15 protein-coding genes and 1 other annotated feature are annotated in these 19078 nt (G+C 66.0%); of the genes, 5 read left to right on the top strand and 10 right to left on the bottom strand.

The features are described from left to right. Nucleotides 1–865: a sequence feature (16S ribosomal RNA rRNA prediction is too short), on the bottom strand. Nucleotides 866–1495: 630 nt separating this feature from the next. Then, nucleotides 1496–1924 carry a CBS domain-containing protein gene (locus ACW17X_RS16055; protein ID WP_267515858.1) on the bottom strand — a complete coding sequence of 143 codons (429 nt, stop codon included), beginning with the start codon at nucleotides 1922–1924 and terminating at the stop codon, nucleotides 1496–1498. Nucleotides 1925–2017: 93 nt separating this feature from the next. Further along, on the bottom strand, nucleotides 2018–2722 hold the full coding sequence (locus ACW17X_RS16050; RefSeq protein ID WP_492098846.1) for a rhomboid family intramembrane serine protease: 705 nt from the start codon (nucleotides 2720–2722) through the stop codon (nucleotides 2018–2020). A 118-nt stretch (nucleotides 2723–2840) separates the two neighbouring features. Between ACW17X_RS16050 and hfaA the strand changes: the two genes are divergently transcribed. From hfaA to hfaD, 3 genes are read left to right on the top strand one after another with little or no spacing between them, the layout of a single operon-like run. Beyond that, nucleotides 2841–3287, top strand: coding sequence for a holdfast anchoring protein HfaA (gene hfaA / locus ACW17X_RS16045; RefSeq protein WP_492098845.1), 447 nt, complete (start codon nucleotides 2841–2843; stop codon nucleotides 3285–3287). Next, nucleotides 3284–4300, top strand: coding sequence for a holdfast anchoring protein HfaB (gene hfaB / locus ACW17X_RS16040; RefSeq protein WP_492086351.1), 1017 nt, complete (start codon nucleotides 3284–3286; stop codon nucleotides 4298–4300). Before hfaA ends, hfaB begins: the two co-directional genes overlap by 4 nt. Then, entirely contained in the window at nucleotides 4227–5516 is a 1290-nt protein-coding gene (gene hfaD / locus ACW17X_RS16035) for a holdfast anchor protein HfaD (protein WP_492098844.1), read from the top strand. Before hfaB ends, hfaD begins: the two co-directional genes overlap by 74 nt. 508 nt (nucleotides 5517–6024) lie before the next feature. Here hfaD and ACW17X_RS16030 read toward each other — a convergent pair. Together ACW17X_RS16030 and ACW17X_RS16025 are read right to left on the bottom strand one after the other, a co-directional pair. Continuing rightward, entirely contained in the window at nucleotides 6025–6237 is a 213-nt protein-coding gene (locus tag ACW17X_RS16030; protein ID WP_492098843.1) for a hypothetical protein, read from the bottom strand. 160 nt (nucleotides 6238–6397) lie between these two features. Then, entirely contained in the window at nucleotides 6398–6937 is a 540-nt protein-coding gene (locus tag ACW17X_RS16025) for an arylesterase (protein ID WP_492098842.1), read from the bottom strand. A 240-nt stretch (nucleotides 6938–7177) separates the two neighbouring features. On the opposite strand from ACW17X_RS16025, the gene ACW17X_RS16020 reads away from it, so the two are divergent. Both ACW17X_RS16020 and ACW17X_RS16015 read left to right on the top strand, forming a co-directional pair. Continuing rightward, the gene (locus ACW17X_RS16020) at nucleotides 7178–7870 is read left to right on the top strand and encodes an ABC transporter ATP-binding protein (RefSeq protein WP_492098841.1); all 693 of its coding nucleotides are present in this window, start codon (nucleotides 7178–7180) and stop codon (nucleotides 7868–7870) included. Next, nucleotides 7867–10380 (top strand): ABC transporter permease, encoded by a 2514-nt coding sequence (locus tag ACW17X_RS16015; RefSeq protein ID WP_492098840.1) that lies wholly within the window; start codon nucleotides 7867–7869, stop codon nucleotides 10378–10380. Before ACW17X_RS16020 ends, ACW17X_RS16015 begins: the two co-directional genes overlap by 4 nt. A gap of 266 nt (nucleotides 10381–10646) precedes the next feature. Here ACW17X_RS16015 and ACW17X_RS16010 read toward each other — a convergent pair whose 3' ends face one another. The 6 genes from ACW17X_RS16010 to ACW17X_RS15985 all read right to left on the bottom strand — a co-directional run bounded on the left by ACW17X_RS16010 (nucleotide 10647) and on the right by ACW17X_RS15985 (nucleotide 18943). Continuing rightward, nucleotides 10647–13817, bottom strand: a complete 3171-nt coding sequence (locus ACW17X_RS16010; protein WP_492098839.1) for an efflux RND transporter permease subunit — start codon at nucleotides 13815–13817, stop codon at nucleotides 10647–10649. Then, on the bottom strand, nucleotides 13814–14923 hold the full coding sequence (locus ACW17X_RS16005) for an efflux RND transporter periplasmic adaptor subunit (protein ID WP_492100484.1): 1110 nt from the start codon (nucleotides 14921–14923) through the stop codon (nucleotides 13814–13816). Before ACW17X_RS16005 ends, ACW17X_RS16010 begins: the two co-directional genes overlap by 4 nt. Then, a complete protein-coding gene (locus ACW17X_RS16000) occupies nucleotides 14923–16521 on the bottom strand; it encodes an efflux transporter outer membrane subunit (RefSeq protein ID WP_492098838.1) in 1599 nt (532 codons plus the stop codon). Before ACW17X_RS16000 ends, ACW17X_RS16005 begins: the two co-directional genes overlap by 1 nt. Continuing rightward, complete coding sequence (locus tag ACW17X_RS15995; RefSeq protein WP_492098837.1) at nucleotides 16518–16799, bottom strand: EF-hand domain-containing protein; 282 nt, start codon at nucleotides 16797–16799, stop codon at nucleotides 16518–16520. Before ACW17X_RS15995 ends, ACW17X_RS16000 begins: the two co-directional genes overlap by 4 nt. Before the next feature lie 290 nt (nucleotides 16800–17089). Continuing rightward, nucleotides 17090–18261, bottom strand: a protein-coding gene (locus ACW17X_RS15990) for an IS3 family transposase (protein WP_492098836.1) whose coding sequence is annotated in 2 segments (ribosomal slippage) — nucleotides 17090–17988 and nucleotides 17988–18261 — 1173 coding nt in all. Because the reading frame shifts where the segments join, the coding sequence is not laid out codon by codon here. After that, entirely contained in the window at nucleotides 18209–18943 is a 735-nt protein-coding gene (locus ACW17X_RS15985; RefSeq protein ID WP_492098835.1) for a hypothetical protein, read from the bottom strand. Before ACW17X_RS15985 ends, ACW17X_RS15990 begins: the two co-directional genes overlap by 53 nt. Nucleotides 18944–19078: the final 135 nt, after the last annotated feature.

The following is a 19078-nucleotide window of genomic DNA, read 5'->3' as shown; positions in this document are numbered from 1 at the left end:
TCAATTCCTTTGAGTTTTAATCTTGCGACCGTACTCCCCAGGCGGATTGCTTAATGCGTTAGCTGCGTCACCGAAATGCATGCATCCCGACAACTAGCAATCATCGTTTACGGCGTGGACTACCAGGGTATCTAATCCTGTTTGCTCCCCACGCTTTCGAGCCTCAGCGTCAGTAATGAGCCAGTATGTCGCCTTCGCCACTGGTGTTCTTCCGAATATCTACGAATTTCACCTCTACACTCGGAGTTCCACATACCTCTCTCATACTCAAGACACCCAGTATCAAAGGCAATTCCGAGGTTGAGCCCCGGGATTTCACCCCTGACTTAAATGTCCGCCTACGCTCCCTTTACGCCCAGTAATTCCGAGCAACGCTAGCCCCCTTCGTATTACCGCGGCTGCTGGCACGAAGTTAGCCGGGGCTTCTTCTGTAGGTACCGTCATTATCGTCCCTACTGAAAGAATTTTACAATCCTAAGACCTTCATCATTCACGCGGCATGGCTGCGTCAGGCTTTCGCCCATTGCGCAAGATTCCCCACTGCTGCCTCCCGTAGGAGTTTGGGCCGTGTCTCAGTCCCAATGTGGCTGATCATCCTCTCAGACCAGCTACTGATCGTCGCCTTGGTGAGCCTTTACCTCACCAACTAGCTAATCAGACGCGGGCCGCTCTAAAGGCGATAAATCTTTCCCCCGAAGGGCACATTCGGTATTAGCACAAGTTTCCCTGAGTTATTCCGAACCTAAAGGCACGTTCCCACGTGTTACTCACCCGTCCGCCACTAACTCCGAAGAGTTCGTTCGACTTGCATGTGTTAGGCCTGCCGCCAGCGTTCGCTCTGAGCCAGGATCAAACTCTCAGGTTGAGTTGACTTCTGACCTAAGCTTGAAGACCACCGAAGTGATCTTGGCATTAGTTCTACGTATTTTATTGACGAGTTCCCACGTCATCGATCCGAAGACCGACGCATGGTATCTTTTCAAAAAGACCGCAGATAGTCAGTGTCGTATGATAGCCTCTAGGACTATCGCTAGAACACCGCCGCCTGCGTTTCTCTTTCCATATCAACAATGTCAAAGACCTAAACCGCCTCAGCGGCCCGACTTGTTTAGCGCCTCGTCGTCGGCGGAGGCGGCGATTTAGAGAACCGCGAACCTCATGTCAACCGCTCTTTTCAGAGATTTTGCAGACCCGAGAGCGAACCCTCAAAACCACAAAAAACCACCGGAGGAAAACGCAGAGGCTTTCCTCTTAACCGTTCGGCGATTCGATTGGAGCGCGGAACCTATTGAAACCAACCCAGGAAAGCAAGAAGTTTCTCAACTCTTTCTTCCCCCCAAAACCCCCGAAACCGAAGCTCCGAAGCCCTCAGGGCCGGCCCGTTTCCGAGCGAGGCGGTCCTATACGGGGGAGACTTTTAACCCGCAACCAGATTCTGACAGATCGATGAAGAATCTCGCGGAGTCGGAGTCTCCGAAGCTTCACCGCACCCCGGTCAGCCAGCGGTGATATAGGTTCTGAGGCTTTCGGCCTCTCGGGCGTGTTCCGCGATCTGGCATTTGACCACATCACCGATGGAGATGACGCCGACCAATCGCCCGCCGTCCATCACCGGCAGATGGCGAATCCGCCGGTCGGTCATCCGGGTCATAAGCGCGGACATGGCCTCGCCTGGTTCGGCGAAGATGACCTTGGCCGTCATATAGTCTCCGACAGGGCGGTTCAGGGCGGACGGGCCGTCGGCGGCCAGAGCCTTGACCACGTCCCGTTCGGAAAACACGCCGACGACGGTCTCGCCGTCGCGGACCACCATGGCCCCGACCCGTTTCAGCTCCAGTTCCTCACAGGCGCGCGCCACCGTGAGGTAGGGCGCGATGGAGAAGACGGCGTTTCCCTTGGTCTTGAGGATCTCGGCGACGAACATCGCGGCTCCTTCTCTATGGTTAAGAGACGACCGCGGGGCCGGAATGGCGACAGGGCCGCTCGATAACCATGATCGCTCATGGGACCGCAGGAATCAAATCCGGGATTCAGGCTCGTCGGACGCGGCGTTGGGCAGCGGCCCTTTGCCGAAGGCGCGCGCCAGTGGGCCTATGGCCAGCAGGCCGGCGAAGAAGCCGAAGGCGTGCGCCTCCCACGCGATACGGGCTCCGTCGGCGCCCGGCGCATAGCCGATCAGGCCCGTCACCGCATTGACCACCATCCAGGCGAGGGAGGCGCTGACCACGCGCCGATCAAACAGGCCCAGCACCCTGCCCTGCCCGCCCATCAGACGGGTCGCCCCGCCGATCAGGCCGAACACGGCGCCGGAGGCTCCCACCATGGCGTCGTTCGAGCCCCAGTGAACCAGTCCGTAACCCAGAGCCGCAATCACGCCGCAACCTATATAGAAGAGCAGGAAGACGGTCGGCCCGATCCGGTCGCCGAATAGCCGGGCCACGGGCGCGCCAAAAGCCAGGGCGCCGACCGCGTTCATAATGGCGTGTGTCCAGCTGCCGTGCAGCAGCATGGCGGTCAGCAACCCACCCCACCGCCCGTTCTCCAGATCCACCGGCGCGAAGGCCATCGCGCCGCCCATGTCGGGCAGCTGACGCTGGAAGAAGAACAGGACAGGCATGGACAGGGCGATCAGCACCACCGTGACCGGGGCGTTGAACATCCTCTCGGACTTGGGCTCCCGGGGTTCGGGAGGCGCGGCGAATCGACCGTCGGGCTCGGACATTCGTCACCCATGCGCAGGGATTTCCCGTATCTCAAGCGCTTCTTAATAACCTTAACGCAGTTTGGGGTGCGGATCGTGCGTCGGTCCGTGGTTCGTTTGTGCGCGAGGAGCAACCCCCATGCCGGTCAAGAGGCTGATCGCCCCCCTGCCGACCGTGCTTGCGACCCTGGCCCTGGTCGCCCCGAGCGTGGCTGCGGGGCAGACCACGGGGTCCAGCGGCGCCGCGCGGTTCCAGCAGGGCTATGGCGCCGCCCGTAGCGCCACCAGCAGCGCAACCACCGGCTCGACCCGGGACGCCAACGGCAATCGCGTGATCGTCAACGGCATCATCCAGTCCGGCGCCTCTTCCTATTCCAGCCAGTCGGGCGGCGTGGCCTCGGCCTACGCCGGCGCCGGTTCGTCCAGCAGCGGCGGGTCGACCATCGGCGGCTCGACCGCCATCGGCAATCAGCTGAACGTCGTGGTCCAGGGCAGCCACAACACCGTCATCGTGAATTCGAAACAGACCAACAACGGCGACGTCAACGCCGGCACGGCCCTGAACGGAAGCCTCAACCTGCCATGAGCCGACCTGTCCTCATTCGCACCGGCGCCGTCGCGACCGCTGCCGCTCTGCTGCTGGCCGGCTGCGTCAGCCCGGTGGCCGGGCCGTCGGGCCAGTATGCGACGCCGATCGGCAATGCGCCGGTCACGTCCAACCCGACCCCCTATTCGACGGCTCTGTACTGCCTGGCCGACTACGCCCGCCGCTACAACCTGCCCTCGCCGCGCATGGCTGTGGGCCGGATCAGCGACTATACGGGCACCGTCTCGTCGGACGGCGGGCGCCAGATCACCGGCGGCGCCTCGCTGATGGCCAATTCGGCCCTGGCCAAGGCCGGGGCGCGGATCGTGGAGCGGTACGACACCTCGGTGTCGGAGCTGGAGCTACGCTACGCCAACAACAAGCTGATCGGCGACCAGACCCCCGGCGCGCAGGGCCCGGAAGACACCCAGTACCGCCGCATCCTGGCCGGCCAGGTGCCGGGCTCGGACTTCTACATCGTCGGCGGGATCACCGAGGTGAACTACAACATCCGCTCCGGCGGGTTCGACGCCGCCATGGGCGAAGTGGACAGCGACCGGCCAGGATCGGGCATCGCCACCTACCGCACCTATGTGATGAACATCGCCATGGACCTGCGGCTGGTGCAGACCACCACGCTCGAGGTCGTGGACGTCGTCTCGTACCAGAAGCAGATCATCGGCCGCGAGATCTCCGCCGGGGTGTTCGACTTCCTGAACGGCAATGTCTTCGACATCTCGGCCGGGTCCGGCGGGATGGAGCCGACGCAGCTGGCCGTGCGCGCCCTGGTCGAACGGGCCACGGTCGAGTTCATGGCCAATCTGTACGGCGCCCCCGGCCCCGAAATCTGCCTCGACGCCGCCAATGATCCGCTCGGCGACAGCGCCGTCGGCCCGACCGGCGGCTTCTATCCGGCCTACCCCACCACGGAAACCAACAATGGCCAGACCCGCGCCGATCCGTCTCGCTGGCATGATCGCCGCGACGGCGACGTTCGCCCTAGCCGCTACTGAGGCGACGGCCCAGACGACGGGCCAGGAGACGCTGCTGTGCGACCCTGAGACCGGGTCCTATTGCTCCAGCGCCCAGGATAACGACCGCGACGTCACCGGCCAGGTCGATGTCGATGTCTCGGTCGATCAGCTGACGGTGACGACCTACGCCGCCGGCAACCGTTTGACAGGCGGGATCGAGGCCGCCTCGGGCGCCCTGACGTCGCGCCAGACCATGACCGGTTCCGCCACGGCGACGACGCCGATCACCCTGACCGGCGAAGCCGAAGGCGCGGTCGGATCGCAGACCCAGGCGCGCGGCAACCTGTTGTCGGTCACGACGGACGGCGCAGCCTTCGCGGTCGATACGGCCCAGGTCGTCCAGGGCAGCGCAGCCGTCGATAACTGGCAGATCGAGGCCCGAACCGATCTTCAGGCGGGCGCCGCCCACGTCCTGGGCGGCGTTACAGCCGGCACGACGGCGGTCGCGAACGGCGTCCTCATGGGCGGTCCCTCGTCCTCGGTCACCGGACAGATCGACCAGTCCAGCGAAGCCACCGTCCTGGCCGAGACCGTCGCCGACGTTCAGTACATCCCCGCCCCCGCCGACTTCTCAGCCCAGGCCGTGGCCAACGCCGTCCAGACCTCGACCACCGGCGCCTCGCACCAGGACCTGACGATCCGCCAGACCAACGCGCCCTCGACCGTCGAGGCCCGCACCGACGTCTATGTCGACAACGCCTGGAACCTGGCCGCGCGCGCCAACGCCGGCGCCAACCAGAGCGTGCTGTACAACGCCGGCGGCTCCCTGGTCGCCGCGACCGACCAGACCAACCAGGGCCGGGTCCGCGCCGTCTCCCAGGCCCAGACCAACCTGCAGGGCCAGACCACCGTCTCGGCCCGCGCCGTCGCCAATGAGGTGATCGCCGGCAACCAGGACATCTATCTGGAGCTGGACAACATCCAGCTGAACAGCGGCGGGGTCGAGGCGACCGCGACCTATACGGGCGTCAGCGGCTACGACGCCTATGTCGGCGCCGAGGCCGTGGGCAACAGCGTCACCGGATACGCCTGTTCCCAGTGCGGCGGCGAGGTCAATGTGACCAACAGCCAGACCAACGACGCCAATGTCACCGCCACGACCACCGCCACCATCGGCGCCGGCCGCGCCGCCGTGGTCGGGGCGACCGCCGTGGGCAACAGCGCCACCTTCTATGTCAGCCGGCCGGGCGGCTGAGGACTAGACTCAATCCACGGTGAAAAAGGCGAGTCTATTTTCGTCTCGTCTTCGCGGGAACGCGGGGGCTGGGCGGAAAGGACCTTGTCGTAAAAACAGGGTGACAAAGCGCCAAAGCGCCATTTCCCGAGAGGGCGACGGGAGGGGGATTTGGTTTTCAAAGACCGTGGGAGAGAGTGTCGCACGGTTTTGAGGCGTGATGGGCTGAGGGGCGAATTCGAGCGCCGGGACCTTGAAAAGGCGGGGGATTGGCGGAGAAATTAGGATAGTAGGTGGGGTCCGAGTAGCGCCAGAAGCGGACATTCGCACCGATCCCGGAAGTGGACCTTCGTGCAGCTTGCTGAAGCGACGCTTTCTCCTCAAGGACCGCTCACGCGCGGCGTGTTAAGGTGCCTCAACCGTGGGAGGGAAACGAGTACTGTTGCCCGCCGCTATCGGCCAGCAACACGTCTTGGGACGTCGGCGTCTGGGACATATCCAGGTGGACGAGATTGAAAACGCGATCCGATCAGGGTCTCGACCGCACCTCGAAGTCGAGGGTCCAGCGGCCATCTCCGGCCCGGCGAAAATCGGCGATGCGCGCGACGATCTGGCGATCCAGACCATCGAGCAGGGCTGTTCCACTGCCGACCGAGGCGACCGTTGCATTCGTCTGCCAGAACGGGCCGCTCTCGCCCTTCAGCGTGAAGCGCAGATGGACGGTGTCGTTGGCTTTGGGCATGCGCGCTCAGACAGGAGATGGTTCCGGACAAAATCAGCCCCGTCGCACAGGGCGACGAGGCCGGAAGTCGATTTGGGAGGAAACGCCCAGGAAGGGCGGACCCGAGATGGCGATGGGCGAACTGGGATTCAAGGGCGATCCCATGACCTTCGCCGCCGCCCTAGCCGCCAGACAGCGTGGTCGCCACGACCGGCGCCAGACCTTCGGCGATGATGCGCACCCCCTGGGCGTTGGGGTGGATGCCGTCTGGCTGGTTATAGCGGCGATCCAGGGCCACGCCTTCAAGCAGAAAGGGATAGGCCGCCACATCATCATTGCGGGCCAGATCCTCGAAGATTCGGTCGAACTCGGCGGCGTAGGCGCCGTACTGCGGCGGCGCCCTCATCCCCGCCAACAGGACGGGAATGTCGCGCGCCTTCAGCGATGCAATGATGGCCTCCAGGTTGGCCCGGACCGTTTTCGGATCCACGCCTTGAAGCATGTCGTTGCCCCCCAGGGCGACGATGCACAGATCGGTGTCGTCCTGGACGCTGTAGCCGACCCGCGCCAACCCGCCGCCGGTCGTGTCACCCGACACTCCGGCCCCGCGAACCCTGACGCTGAGCCCCTTTGCACGCAGCGCCTCTTCGAGCCGCACCGGCAGAGACTCGGCCGATGGCAAGCCGAAGCCGGCAGTGATGGAATCCCCCAGAAGGGTCACGACCCTTTCCGGCGCGCCCGCACTGTCAGCCGAGGACGGGGGCGAAGCCGAGGGGGCAGCCGGCGCCTCTGGCGCGTCGTCTTTCGCGCGGCTGCATCCGGCGAGCACGAGCCCCAGCCCTCCGGTCAGGAGCGTGCGGCGAGGAATGGGCGGCATGGGCGATGAGGGCTTTGGAGTCATGATCTGCGCACCCATATAGGGACCGCCTTTCCTCCTCCCAATGCAGCAAGCGACATATCGATGGCTTCAGCCGCCCCGCTCGTCCTCGACGGCGTCGTCCTCACCCTGCCCTCGGCCGCAGGCCCCGTGGAAATCCTTCGTGGCGTGGACCTGGTCGTGGCGCCGGCGGAGACGGTCGCCATCGTCGGCCCCTCCGGTTCAGGCAAATCCTCGCTGATTTCCATCGCCGCCGGGCTGGAGACGCCGACCCGTGGCCGGGCGATGCTGTTCAATCAGGACTTGGCCGCTCTGGGCGAAGACGGCCGCGCCCGTCTGCGTCGGGGGCGCGCCGCCCTTGTGTTTCAGAGCTTTCACCTCCTTCCCAATATGACAGCCGAGGAAAATGTATCCGCACCGCTGGAGCTGGCCCACCGGCCTGACGCGGTCGCACAGGCGCGGGCCTGGCTGGAACGGGTCGGCCTTGGCGCCCGGCGGTCGCACTATCCCCACCAGATGTCGGGCGGCGAACAACAGCGCGTCGCCCTGGCCCGCGCCCTGGCGATCGGACCGGAACTCCTGTTCGCCGACGAACCAACGGGCAATCTGGACGGAACCAACGGCGCCTTTGTTGCAGACCTCCTGTTCGACCTTGTGCACGACAGCGGCGCGGCCCTAGTCCTGGTGACCCATGACGACCGTCTCGCCGCCCGCGCGGACCGGATCGTGACGATGCGCGACGGCCAGGTCGTCACCCCCTCGCAGGCCGCCGCGTGAGGCTCGCCGTCCGCTTCGCCTGCCGCGAACTCCGCTCCGGGATCGCGGGGTTCCGCATCTTCCTGGCCTGTCTGGCCCTGGGCGTGGCGGCGATCGCGGCCTCGGGCTCAACCGCCGAGGCCTTTCGCCAGGGACTGGCCAGTCAGGCGCGGGAGATCCTTGGAGGCGACGTCGTCTTCAGCCTCGACCAGGGCCGGTTCAGCCCCGACCAGCGCGCGGCCTTCGCCGCCCTGGGGCCGCTCGCCTATTCGGTGCGAGCCAACGGCATGGCCGAGACGGGCGTCGGCCAGCGTCGTCTGGTCGATATGCGCGGGGTCGACGCCGCCTATCCCCTGGTCGGCGCCGTCGAACTGTCCGGCGCGCCCGATCTAGCAACGGCCTTGCGCGTCGAGAACGGCGTGGCGGGCGCCGTCGTCGAACAGCGCCTGCTGGATCGGCTCCACCTCAAGCTCGGCGACACCTTCACGGTGGGTGGAACGCTGTTCGTTGCGAGGGCCGTCCTTGTGGCCGAACCCGACCGACTGGGCCGGGGTTTTGCGCTTGGCCCCCGCGTGGTGACGACGGTCCCCGCTGTCGAACGGGCAGGCCTGCTCGCCCCCGGCGGCCTGTTTGGCGAGGCGGTGCGCATCGCCCTTCCTGCCGACGTCGATCCCAAGGCCGCTATTGCAGCCATAGAGAAACGGTTTCCGCAGGCTCGGCTCGAAGCCCGGGATCGGTCCGAGGCCGCGGCCGGCGCCGGGCGACTGATCGATCAGCTCGAATATTTCCTCGGCTTCATCGGCCTGGCGTCTCTCGTGGCCGGCGGGCTCGGCGTCGGGGGCGCCGTCTCGGCCTATCTGGAGGGCCGCAAGCCGTCGATCGCCACCCTGAAAGCGCTTGGCGCGGAGGGCGGGCTGATCCGCGACATCTATCTGACCCAGATCGGGGTCCTCGCTGCCGTCGGCGTCGCCATTGGGCTTGTGATCGGGGCCATCGTGCCGCTCGTCATCGGCGTATTGGCGAAGGACAGCCTGCCGATCCCCGCCCTCTTCGCCGTCTATCCCGCGCCGCTCGTAAAGGCCGGGGCATTCGGACTGCTGGCGGCTGCCGCCTTCGCCCTCACGCCCCTGGCCCGCGCCCGCGCTACCCCGCCCTCGTCCCTGTTCCGTCGCCAGCTCACCGACCGACCCGTCCTCGGCGTCGAACTGGTCTTCGCCGTGCTGGCCGCGCTCGGACTGGCGGGCCTGGCCCTTTGGACCGCACCGTCGAAACTTGCGGCGGCGGCATTGATCGGCGGCACGGTCGTCGCCTTCGCCCTCCTTTGGCTGCTTGGTCGCTTGGCGGCCGCCCTGGCCGGACGCCTGAGACGTCAGGCCGGCGGCGCGATCCGCCTGGGGCTTGCCAATCTCGCCGGCCCGCGCTCGGCGGCGCGCACGGCCTCCCCCGCCATCGGCCTGGGCGTTGCGCTGCTGGCCATGGTCGTCCTCATCCAGTCCAGCCTGCTGGGCCAGATCACCGAGGTCGCCCCGCGATCGGCCCCGTCCGTGGTCTTCACAGAAATCCCCGCCGATCGCGGCGCGGCGTTCGATGCGGCGGTGGCGAAAGTGATGTCCAACCCAGGACCGGACCGCTACCGGCGCCTTCCTCTCCTGACGGGGCGGATCGTGCGTTTGAAAGGCGCGCCCGTCGATCTCGATGCCCTGCCTCAGGGTGAACGCTGGGCCTTCGACCAGGACATTCTCCTGACCGCGCTGGCCAGTGCGCCGGATGATGCAAACCTCGTCGCCGGTCAGTGGTGGGCCGCCGGCTATGCGGGTGCGCCGCAAATCGCCCTCTCACAAGATCTGGCCAAGGCCGCCGATCTAAAGGTCGGCGACAGCCTGACCCTGCAACTGCTGGGGCGGGAGATGGACGTCCGCATCGCCGCCCTGCGCCGGACCGAACCGGGCGGGTTCGGGACCAACTTCCTGCTCGTCCTCAACGCCGCCGCCATCGAAGGTGCCAATCCCCGCAGCGTCGCCATTGCGCGCGCCAGGCCCGCCGAAGAAACGGCCCTGACCCAGACGCTTGGCGCAGACTTCCGCGAAGTGAACATCATCAGCGTCCGCGAACAGCTTGAGGCCGCCGCCACCCTGTTCGACCGCCTTGCTCTGGCCATCCGCGGGGCCGCGGCCGTCGCCGGTCTCGCCGGGCTGCTCGTTCTGGTCGGAGCCATCGCGGCAGGCGTGCGCGAACGGGCGCGCGAGGCGGCCGTCCTCAAGGTGCTGGGCGGCTCTCACGCCCAGATTCTGACCGCCTACCTCGTGGAATACAGTCTGGTTGGCGCCATCGCCGGGCTCGCCGGCCTGCTCCTCGGCACCGCCGGCGCCTTGCCGGTCGTGACCCTTGCCTTCAAGGCGACCTGGAGCATGGACTGGACTGGCGTCGTCCTCCTTCTGACCGGCGCCACGGGCGTTGCGGCTCTGGGCGGCGGTTTGGCGGCCTTGCACGCCCTGTCGCGGCGTCCCGCACCAGTTCTCCGCTCGGATTGACTACGGCGAAGCCCATTAATCCGCACGCCCGCCGAGGATGAGGGGCGCCGCAAGGGCGGTGAGACTGATGATCAGCAGCGCCGTCGCGATCAATCACGTCTCATGGCCTGCGCTGAGGTGTGAACGGCCCCTAGGCGCCATAACCGGTCATAGGGTTTCCGCCGCAAAACAGACGTCCGAGGCGTCGACTCCGACCGCTTTGTACCTAACCGCTATTCCGCCAAACGGCACCACCCAATTGAACGCCGCCCTTTCCCTCGGTGGGGTTATGGTGAGGAGCGCCTACGCCGGAGTAGCCCCATCCCCTCACCGAGACGAGATAGGACAACGAAGAAGGCGGGTACGAAAACCAACGCCAGCAAGGTGGAGGCGATCATGCCGGAGAAGACGGCAACGCCGATCGACTTGCGCGCCGCCGCTCCTGCCCCGTCTGAAAGGATCAAGGGCACGACACCGAGAATGAAAGACAGCGAGGTCATCAAGATGGGGCGAAACCGCTCGCGGCAGGCATGAGCCACGGCGGCTTCGATCGTTTCACCCGCGATTCTGTGTTCGCGCGCGACTTCCACGATGAGGATTCCATTTTTTGCCGACAGCGCGATCAGCAGCACAAGCCCGATCTGCGTGTAGATTGTGTTGGGCAAACCCAGCGCAAGCAGGACGGCCACCGTTCCCAGGAGCGCCAGCGGCACGGCCCCGATCACGCTGAGCGGCAGCAGCCAGCTCTCATACTGCCCCGCCAACACGAGGTAGACGAGCAGAATGGACAGGGCGAATATAATCAGGGCGGCGCTCCCCGCCAGCTTTTCCTGATACGACAGGCCGGTCCAGGCGTACGACATTCCGCTGGGGAGGGCTTCCTCCGCGAACCGTTCCAGGACCGTCAGCGCCTGTCCTGAACTGTAGCCCGGCGCGGCCGATCCGTTGATGGTGGCAGTCGGGTAGAGATTGTAGAGGCTGATCAGCGCCGGACCCGTCGTCCGCTCCACACTGGCGAAGGCCGACAGCGGCACCATGGCCCCCGACCGGCTGCGAACGGATAGCCGGGTGATGTCCTCTATGTCCATCCGATGTTCTGCGTCGGCTTGGACGAAGACGGTGTAGGTTTGCCCGAACCGTGTGAACTGGTTGGCGAACGATGAACCGAGATAGGTCGTCAGGGCGTCGAAAGCGACATCGGGGGCCACGCCAAGCGCCTGAGCGCGCTCCCGATCAATGCGGACCGAGAGTTGAGGCGCATCGGCGCGAAAAGGTGAAAACGCTTGCTGGATCGCAGGATCGTCAGCGGCTCGGCTGGCGATCGCGTTCGTCGCCTCGGACAGACGCCCGTAGTCAACGGATCCATCGACCAACTGGGCCTGCATCTGGAAGCCGCCCGAAAGGCCAAGGCCGGGGATGGACGGCGGAACGGTTAGAAGAATGCTGGCGTCCTGGACCGATCGAAGATTCTCATTCAACGCCGCGAAGACCGATGGCAGATCGCCGCCATCGATCTTGTCGCGCTCATCCCAGGGCTTGAGCACGATGTAGAGCAGCCCCGCGCTGGCGAGCGACGCATTGTTGTCGAGCGCGGAAACGCCGTCGATCGCGACGACATGTTCGACGGCGGGGTGGGCCCTTACGATCCGTGTCATCTCGGCCGTCGCCCGCTCGGTGCGCTCGAGCGTGGCCCCGCTCGGCAGCCGCGCGATGGCCAGCATGTATCCCTGGTCCTCGGTCGGGATGAATCCCGTCGGCGTCCGGACCAGACCGATGACCGCCAGGCCGCACAGGGCGATCCCGATGATGACCGCGACCCTGCTCCGGCGGACGATCCGCTCGACCAGCGCGAGATACTTCCGCTCGAGCCAGCCATATCCCCATTCAAACCCGCGCCGGAACCGGGCCAGGGCATGTTTCGATGGGGCAGCGCCCTCAGCGTCCTGCTTTCTGGCGCGGAGCCACTGGGCGCTCTGGGTGGGTTTGAGCGTTATCGCGTTGATCGCGCTGAGGAAGGCGGTGGCGGCGATCACCAGGGCGAACTGGCGATACATCTCACCCGTCACGCCGGGCATGAAGGCCGCGGGCAGAAACACGGCCATCAGCACCAGGGTGATGCCGAGGATCGGCCCCAGCAGCTGGCGCATTGCCGCGTCCGCCGCTTCCCGGGGCGCCATGCCCTGTTCGAGCCGCTGGGTGACCCCCTCGACGACGATGATGGCGTCGTCGACCACGATCCCGATCGAAAGGACGATGGCAAAGAGCGTCAGGAGATTGATCGAGAAGCCCAGGGCCGCCATGGCCGCGAAGGCGGCGATGATCGTGACCGGGACGGTCGTGGCCGGGATCAGGGTTGCGCGCCAATCCTGCAGGAACAGCAGTATGACCAGCAGCACGAGTATTCCGGCTTCGATCAGGGTCTTGTAGACCTCGTGGATCGACTTCTCGACGAACTCGGTGGTGTCGAGCGGGACCGTGTATTCCAGACCCGGCGGGAACTGCGCGGACAGTCGCTCCAGGGTCTCCTCGACCCGTTCCGCCGTTTCGAGGGCGTTCGCATCGGGCAACTGATAGATGGCCAGTCCCGCGGCCGGCTGCCCGTCGTAACGGAAGTTCTGACCGTAGTTGTTGCTGCCCAGCTCGACCCGGGCGACGTCTCCCAGCCGCGTCAGGGGCGCGGACGGCTCGGTTCCCGACTTGACGATGATGTTGGCGAAGTCCTCCGGCGTTTCGAAACTGCTATCGACATCGACGGACAGCTGCAGGATTTCGCCCGGCCGAGCCGGCGTCGACCCGATGCTGCCGGCGCTGACGCGCTGGCTCTGGCGGGCGATCGCCGAGAGGACGTCGTTGGGCTGGAGCCCTCGCGCGCTCATGAGTTCGGGATCCAGCCAGACCCGCATGCTGTAGGCACCGACGCCGAAGACTGTGACGTCGCCTACCCCCGGCAAGCGCACCAGCTCGTCGCGCAGCCGCGCGCCCGCGAAGTTGGCCAGCTCAAGGCCGTCATAGTCGCCGTTCCTGGAGACGAGCGTCACCATCTGCAGGATCGCGGTCGATCGTTGGCGGGTGACGACGCCCTGCTGCTGCGCCGACTGGGGCAGCTGCGGCAAGGCGATGGCCACGCGGTTCTGGACCAGCACCTGGGCGGCGTCGAGGTCCGTTCCCGGTTCGAACGTTACCAGGAGGGAGTATCGACCGTCGTTGGACGAGGTCGACTGCATGTAGAGCATGCCCTCGACGCCGTTGACCTGTCGCTCGATCGGCCGGGCCACGGTCTCCAGAATGGTCTGGGCGTTCGCGCCAGGCGCGCTCGCCGTCACCGAGATCGTCGGTGGCGCCAGCGGCGGATACTGCGCGACGGGCAGCGCGAAGATCGCGATCCCGCCGATCACCATCATCAGGATGGCGATGACATTGGCGAGGACCGGCCGGTCGATGAAGTATCGGGCGATCACGGCGCAGCCGTCGTAGCCGGAGCCGATGCGCTGACGGCCCTTGCCGGCTGACCGAGCCGAACATTGGCGAGACCGTTGACGATGACCCGATCTTGGGGGCTCAGCCCGCTGGTGACGATGCGGTTGCGGCCCGACTCGCCCTCCACTTCGATGTCGCGACGACGGACCTTGTTTTCGGCGTCAAGCACCAGGACGTAGTCGCCGAGGGGATCACTCTGGATCGCGGAGGCGGGCACCTCCATTCGCGGCTCAATCGCTCCCAGCTCGATCCGCACACGTGCGAACATGCCTGGAAGAAGATCGGTTCGACCGGTGTTCGGCATGATCGCACGCGCCTGCAGCGCCCCGGTGGACGGGTCAATCTGCCGGTCGGCGAAGTCGAGAGCGCCGACGTAAGGAAAATCCGTCTGATCCAGAAGCCCGACCGCGACGGGATAGCCGCGCCCGGAGCGCGGCACGGTCTCGCCCCGCGCCCGCAACGCTTCCAGAATGCGCAGCACCTGCCGCTCGCCCAGACTGAACTCGACATGGACGGGATCCAGTCGCTGGATCGTGGCCAGCCTCGCAGTCCCGGCGGAGACGAAATCCCCGACATCGACGGTCGTCGCCCCGATCCAGCCGCTGAACGGAGCCCGGACGACCGTGTAGGACAGATTGATCCGCGCCAGCCGCGAGTTGGCCTCGGCCTGGGCCAGGGCATGGCCCGCATTGTCCAGGTTGTTGCGGGAGGTGGCGTCGTCCGCCCACAGGCGCTGCTGCAGATCGTACTGATCGCGCGCCTGCGCTTCTGCGGCAGTGGCGAGGGCCAGTTGCGCGTCGTAGGGTTCGGGCGAGATCCGGAACAGATGCTGACCCCGACGAACGAAAGATCCGTCTGTGAACATCTTGGCCGTTATCGGGCCCGAGGCCTGTGGGGTCAGATCTACCGAACTCGAAGCTGAAACGGTCCCTGTCAGCTCGAGGACGCTCGCGCCTTCCGTCATGCTCGGCCGAGCTACGGTCACCTGCGGCGCCTGCCCTCCAGTCGCTCCGGGGTCAGAGCGGCCGCACGACGACAGAACAAACGCTCCCGCCACACAGGCCGCCGCGGTCAGGTATCGCCCCATCATCGCTCGCTCTCGTTCTGGCTGATCGAACCGTCGAGCGGGTCGAGACGGTCCCCCCATCGGGTGCGGGCTCGCATGCGCTGGCTGGTTTCAGCGGATAATCGCGCCGGCAATCCGGTCGCACGCGCACCGAGACCCAGAGACCGATTCAGCGCGACATAGGCCATGGCGACGTTGCCCTGGGCTTGCAGCAAGGCATCCTGAACCGCGCTGTCGTTCAACTGTGCCGTCAGGATGTCCTGGCGGGCGGCGCCGCCCTGGGCGTAGCGGTCAGAGGCAAGCTGAACCAGTCGTACGCTCTCCGCCGTCGAGGCGGCAAGCGCCTCGGTCGTGTCACGAGCGGCCGCGTACTGCGCGAGGGCGTCGGCGACGTCCCGCTGTGCGGAGAGGACGGTCAGGGTAAAGGCCTGGATCGCCTGCTCCAGACCGGCGTCCTGCACCAGCACCTGCCCCATGATCCGGTCCCGCTGGAAGAGCGGAAGAACGATCGACAGGCCGCCTCTTATGCTGCGTTCGTCCCAACTGAAGATGTCGAGCAGGGAGGACTCGCCGATGGTGTTGGAACTCAGCCCGATCGATCCCGACAGCGAGAAGGAGGGGTACAGATTAGCCTTGGCGCTGTTCGACCTGGCGTATTGCGAGCGGGCCACGAGTTCGGCCTGCAGCACGTCGGGTCGAGCGCGCAGCAGATCATGAGGTACGCCCGGATCCGGAGGCGATGGCGCGACCGGAATGGGAGTTGGATCAACCAGAATTTTAGCGATCTCTCCGTCGGTCGTGCCGGTGAGCAGAGCAATCGCGTGTCGGCCCATCTCAACATCCAGCACCAGCGCCGCAACGGTCGCCTCCTGCTGCTGCAGCGCCAGCCTCGCCTGAGTGGGATCGCTCGGGTCGGTCAATCCGTGGCGATGACGCGCCTCAGCCAAGACCAGGCTTTGTGTTCGAAGCGCCGCGTCGCTACGGGCCAACGCCAGTCGGGCCTGACTGGTGCGATAGTCGATGTAGGCGCTGGCGAGTTGCCCGATAAGCGACACCAGAGCTGCGTCGTAGGCCTGCTGGGCGCTGAGATAGGCGTAGGCGTCGCCAAGGGCGGCGTTGCGCGCACCGCCCCAGAAATCGAGCTCCCAACTGCTCTGAAGCCCGAGGTTGGCGGAGTAGATCGTCGGGTCGATACGGTCGATCCGATCGGCCAGGGCGGGGGGAATGCGGACCACATTCGACCCGGCTGCGCCCGCGAACTGCGGCCCCAGGGACGCCCCGCTGGACATCATCTGTCCCTGGGCCTGGGCGATCTTGGCGGCGGCGCTTTGAAGATTCGGACTGTCCCGAATCGCGCGAACCACGAGCGCGTCGAGGGTCAGGTCCCCGAAGGCGCGCCACCAATCGGGCTGCTGCGGAACCCCGTCCGGCCCGACCTCAGTTACCCAGGTCGCATCGACCGCCTCGGGCAAGGCCGCCATGGGCATCGTCGTCCCGCACGCCGACAACAGGACAAGAATGACCATCGACCCGGCAGCGGCGCGACCACGGCGTCCGTACGCGTCACCTCTGGGCCGAACCCGCCCGCTATGGCTATCGCCGACGCCGGACAGGCTCATCGGTCGTACTGGTCGGCCAGTCTGGCTTCGAGTTGCGGCAGGGTTACGAACCCGTCGCGGTCGGTGTCGACCCGACGAAAGTTCGATGCCAGACGGCTCATGCCCGCGTTGCTGGCCTCCTGCTGGCTGAGCTTGCCGTCGCCGTTGACGTCGGCGCGCCGAAATTGGGTCCTCAGCTCCGCCAAAGCCTCTTCGTAGGTCTGGTCTTGCGCGACGGCCGTGGCTGCAAGGGTCAAACCGAGCACGGCCAAAAGCACGCGCTTTCGAAAATCAGGCATGTTCGATGCTCCTGAAGCGTTCGAGATTGCCGTCGAGGCCCTCGCATCTGGCGAGCGAGCCACGGCTGAGTTACCGCGTAAGGCGAAGCTGGGTTTGCCGTCGGCGTGGCGGATTGTGGCGAAATGTTGCCAAACAGCCAGGCTGCCGGTGGCAATGGCTGGCAACCGGCCAAGGTTGCCCCCGGTCCTCAGGCCGAGCTGCGTCAGTCCTCGCTATCGGGAGGTGTCACTGTCGTGGTCTTGCTCAGGTCGCCATCATCGTTGATCTTCCCCCGCAAAAGTGGACGGGGTTAAGCCGCTCTGCGTTCGGCCTCGGCGGGGCTGATATAGCCCAGTGCTGAGTGCAGGCGACGGGGATTGTAGAAGCCCTCGATGTATCCGAACAGGTCTCGCCGCGCCTGGTCGCGGGTGGCGTAGACGCGGTGATGGACGCGCTCGGTTTTGAGGGTGTGGAAGAAGCTTTCCATGGGCGCATTGTCCCAGCAGTCCCCCTTGCGGCTCATGGACGGCGTGATGCCGGATCGAGCAAGCGCGGAGCGATAGGCCTCGGCGGCATATTGGATTCCGCGATCGGAATGGTGGATCAGGCCGGGCGCGGGGCGCTGACGTTCGACGGCCATGTTGAGGGCGTCCAGGGCGATCTCGGTGTGCAGGGTCTGGCGCATGGACCAGCCCACGATCTTGCGGGTGTGCATGTCAAGGATGGCGGCGAGGTAGAGCCAGCCTTCACCCGTTGGGATATAGGTCAGATCGGCGAGCCAGACCTGGTTGGGCGCCGCCGCCTCGAAGTTCCGGGCCAGCCTGTTGGGCGCGATGGGATAGCCGTGGCGGCTGTTCGTCGTCCGGGCGCGACGCGGCAGGGCGGCCAGCCCTCGCAGGCCGGCACGGCGCATCAGCCGCTCCACGCGGGATCGACCAATCCGACGTCCATGCCGACGCAAGGTGGCGTGGATGCGTGGCGAGCCGTAGCAGCCGCTGCTCTCGGCATGGATCAGCCGGATGTCCTCGGTCAGCTCGCGATTGGCCACGGACCTCGGGCTCTCGGGGCGACCGCGCCAGGCATAGTAACCGCTGGCCGAAAGCCCCAGGACCGCACACATCACGCGGACCGGCCAAACCTGACGATGCTCATCGACGAACCCGAACTTCATCGGGAGGCCGCTCCGAAGATGAGCGCGGCTTTTTTTAGAATGTCCCGCTCCATCCGAAGCTGACCGTTCTCCCGTCGCAACCGGGCCAACTCCGCCGCCATGTCCGACGGCGACGGGGACGACGCCTGCGTTGTGGGGCGCCGCGACGTCCCCGTCGCCTGCACCCCGAACTGCGTCATCCATCGACGCAGCACCGTCTCGTGGAGACCCAGCTCACGGGCCACCGCCCCGACGCTCAGGCCGCCGTTGGCGACGCGGTCAACCGCCTCGCGCTTGAAAGAATCCGGGAAGTTCCGGCGTTGAACACTCATCAGACACTCCTCTCCAGCTCCGAAAAGCTAGCATGGGTGTCCACCAAAACGAGGGAGGATCATCGTTGGTCACCACAGTATCTCGGGTCGCAAGCGTGTTGCCGTCGGCATCCTTCACCGCGCGGTTGAAGCTGCCTCCGTAGTCCGTACGCGCCACCTCGGAGTCAACAGCACCACCACGCCCGGTGCTCGTGTCGAACTGTCGGCTTCGCGTCGCCCCCGTGTCGGTGCGGGCGACCGTGTCGCTCCCGGAGGCGGTTTCGCCAGAACGGGTGTAGGCCTCGCGTTCCCGACTGGCCGAGTCTTCATCGATGGAACGCGTAAGGGATCGCCCGGCCGTGTCCCCGTCGCGGTCAGTGAACGTCCGGGACGTCACGGCCCCATCCTCGGTGCGTCTGAACTCACCCAGGATGCCCGCCGTCTGGCCCTCGGGGCCCGTCACGATCCGCGAGCGGTAGGCTCGCTCGCCCTCAGCGTTGATATCCGCCTCGATCCTGCGCGAGAATTCGCCGCGACCCGTGGTCACCTGATCCGATCGGGTCACGGGATCGGCGCCGCGCCGCGCCTCGCGGCGCTCCTCGCGTCTGTCCTGCGCCTGGGCGTCGACGGGAGCGGCGCCCACCAGGATGGTGAGAGCGCTCATGCTCGCGAACAGCGCTGAGACGTGGGATTGCGTTTTCATGGGTCGGTTCCTGACTTTTCTGAAGGTTTGATGGCAAGGCGCGGCATGCCCTTGCTCGACACATCCAGGCCTCGCTTCCAGGCGGCGCCCGTTGCCGGCACTTGCCGAGCAGGCGACGCTTTGTTGCGGAATGTC

Source organism: Brevundimonas sp. FV1ye4L, assembly GCF_058681255.1.
This window is presented reverse-complemented; position numbering and strand designations above follow the sequence as displayed.

Coding starts and splice junctions, on each gene's coding strand:
- ACW17X_RS16055 (WP_267515858.1), bottom strand. CDS start 1,924: ATGTTCGTCGCCGAGATCCTCAAGACCAAGGGAAACGCCGTCTTCTCC.
- ACW17X_RS16050 (WP_492098846.1), bottom strand. CDS start 2,722: ATGTCCGAGCCCGACGGTCGATTCGCCGCGCCTCCCGAACCCCGGGAG.
- hfaA (WP_492098845.1), top strand. CDS start 2,841: ATGCCGGTCAAGAGGCTGATCGCCCCCCTGCCGACCGTGCTTGCGACC.
- hfaB (WP_492086351.1), top strand. CDS start 3,284: ATGAGCCGACCTGTCCTCATTCGCACCGGCGCCGTCGCGACCGCTGCC.
- hfaD (WP_492098844.1), top strand. CDS start 4,227: ATGGCCAGACCCGCGCCGATCCGTCTCGCTGGCATGATCGCCGCGACG.
- ACW17X_RS16030 (WP_492098843.1), bottom strand. CDS start 6,237: ATGCCCAAAGCCAACGACACCGTCCATCTGCGCTTCACGCTGAAGGGC.
- ACW17X_RS16020 (WP_492098841.1), top strand. CDS start 7,178: ATGGCTTCAGCCGCCCCGCTCGTCCTCGACGGCGTCGTCCTCACCCTG.
- ACW17X_RS16005 (WP_492100484.1), bottom strand. CDS start 14,923: ATGGGGCGATACCTGACCGCGGCGGCCTGTGTGGCGGGAGCGTTTGTT.
- ACW17X_RS16000 (WP_492098838.1), bottom strand. CDS start 16,521: ATGAGCCTGTCCGGCGTCGGCGATAGCCATAGCGGGCGGGTTCGGCCC.
- ACW17X_RS15995 (WP_492098837.1), bottom strand. CDS start 16,799: ATGCCTGATTTTCGAAAGCGCGTGCTTTTGGCCGTGCTCGGTTTGACC.
- ACW17X_RS15985 (WP_492098835.1), bottom strand. CDS start 18,943: ATGAAAACGCAATCCCACGTCTCAGCGCTGTTCGCGAGCATGAGCGCT.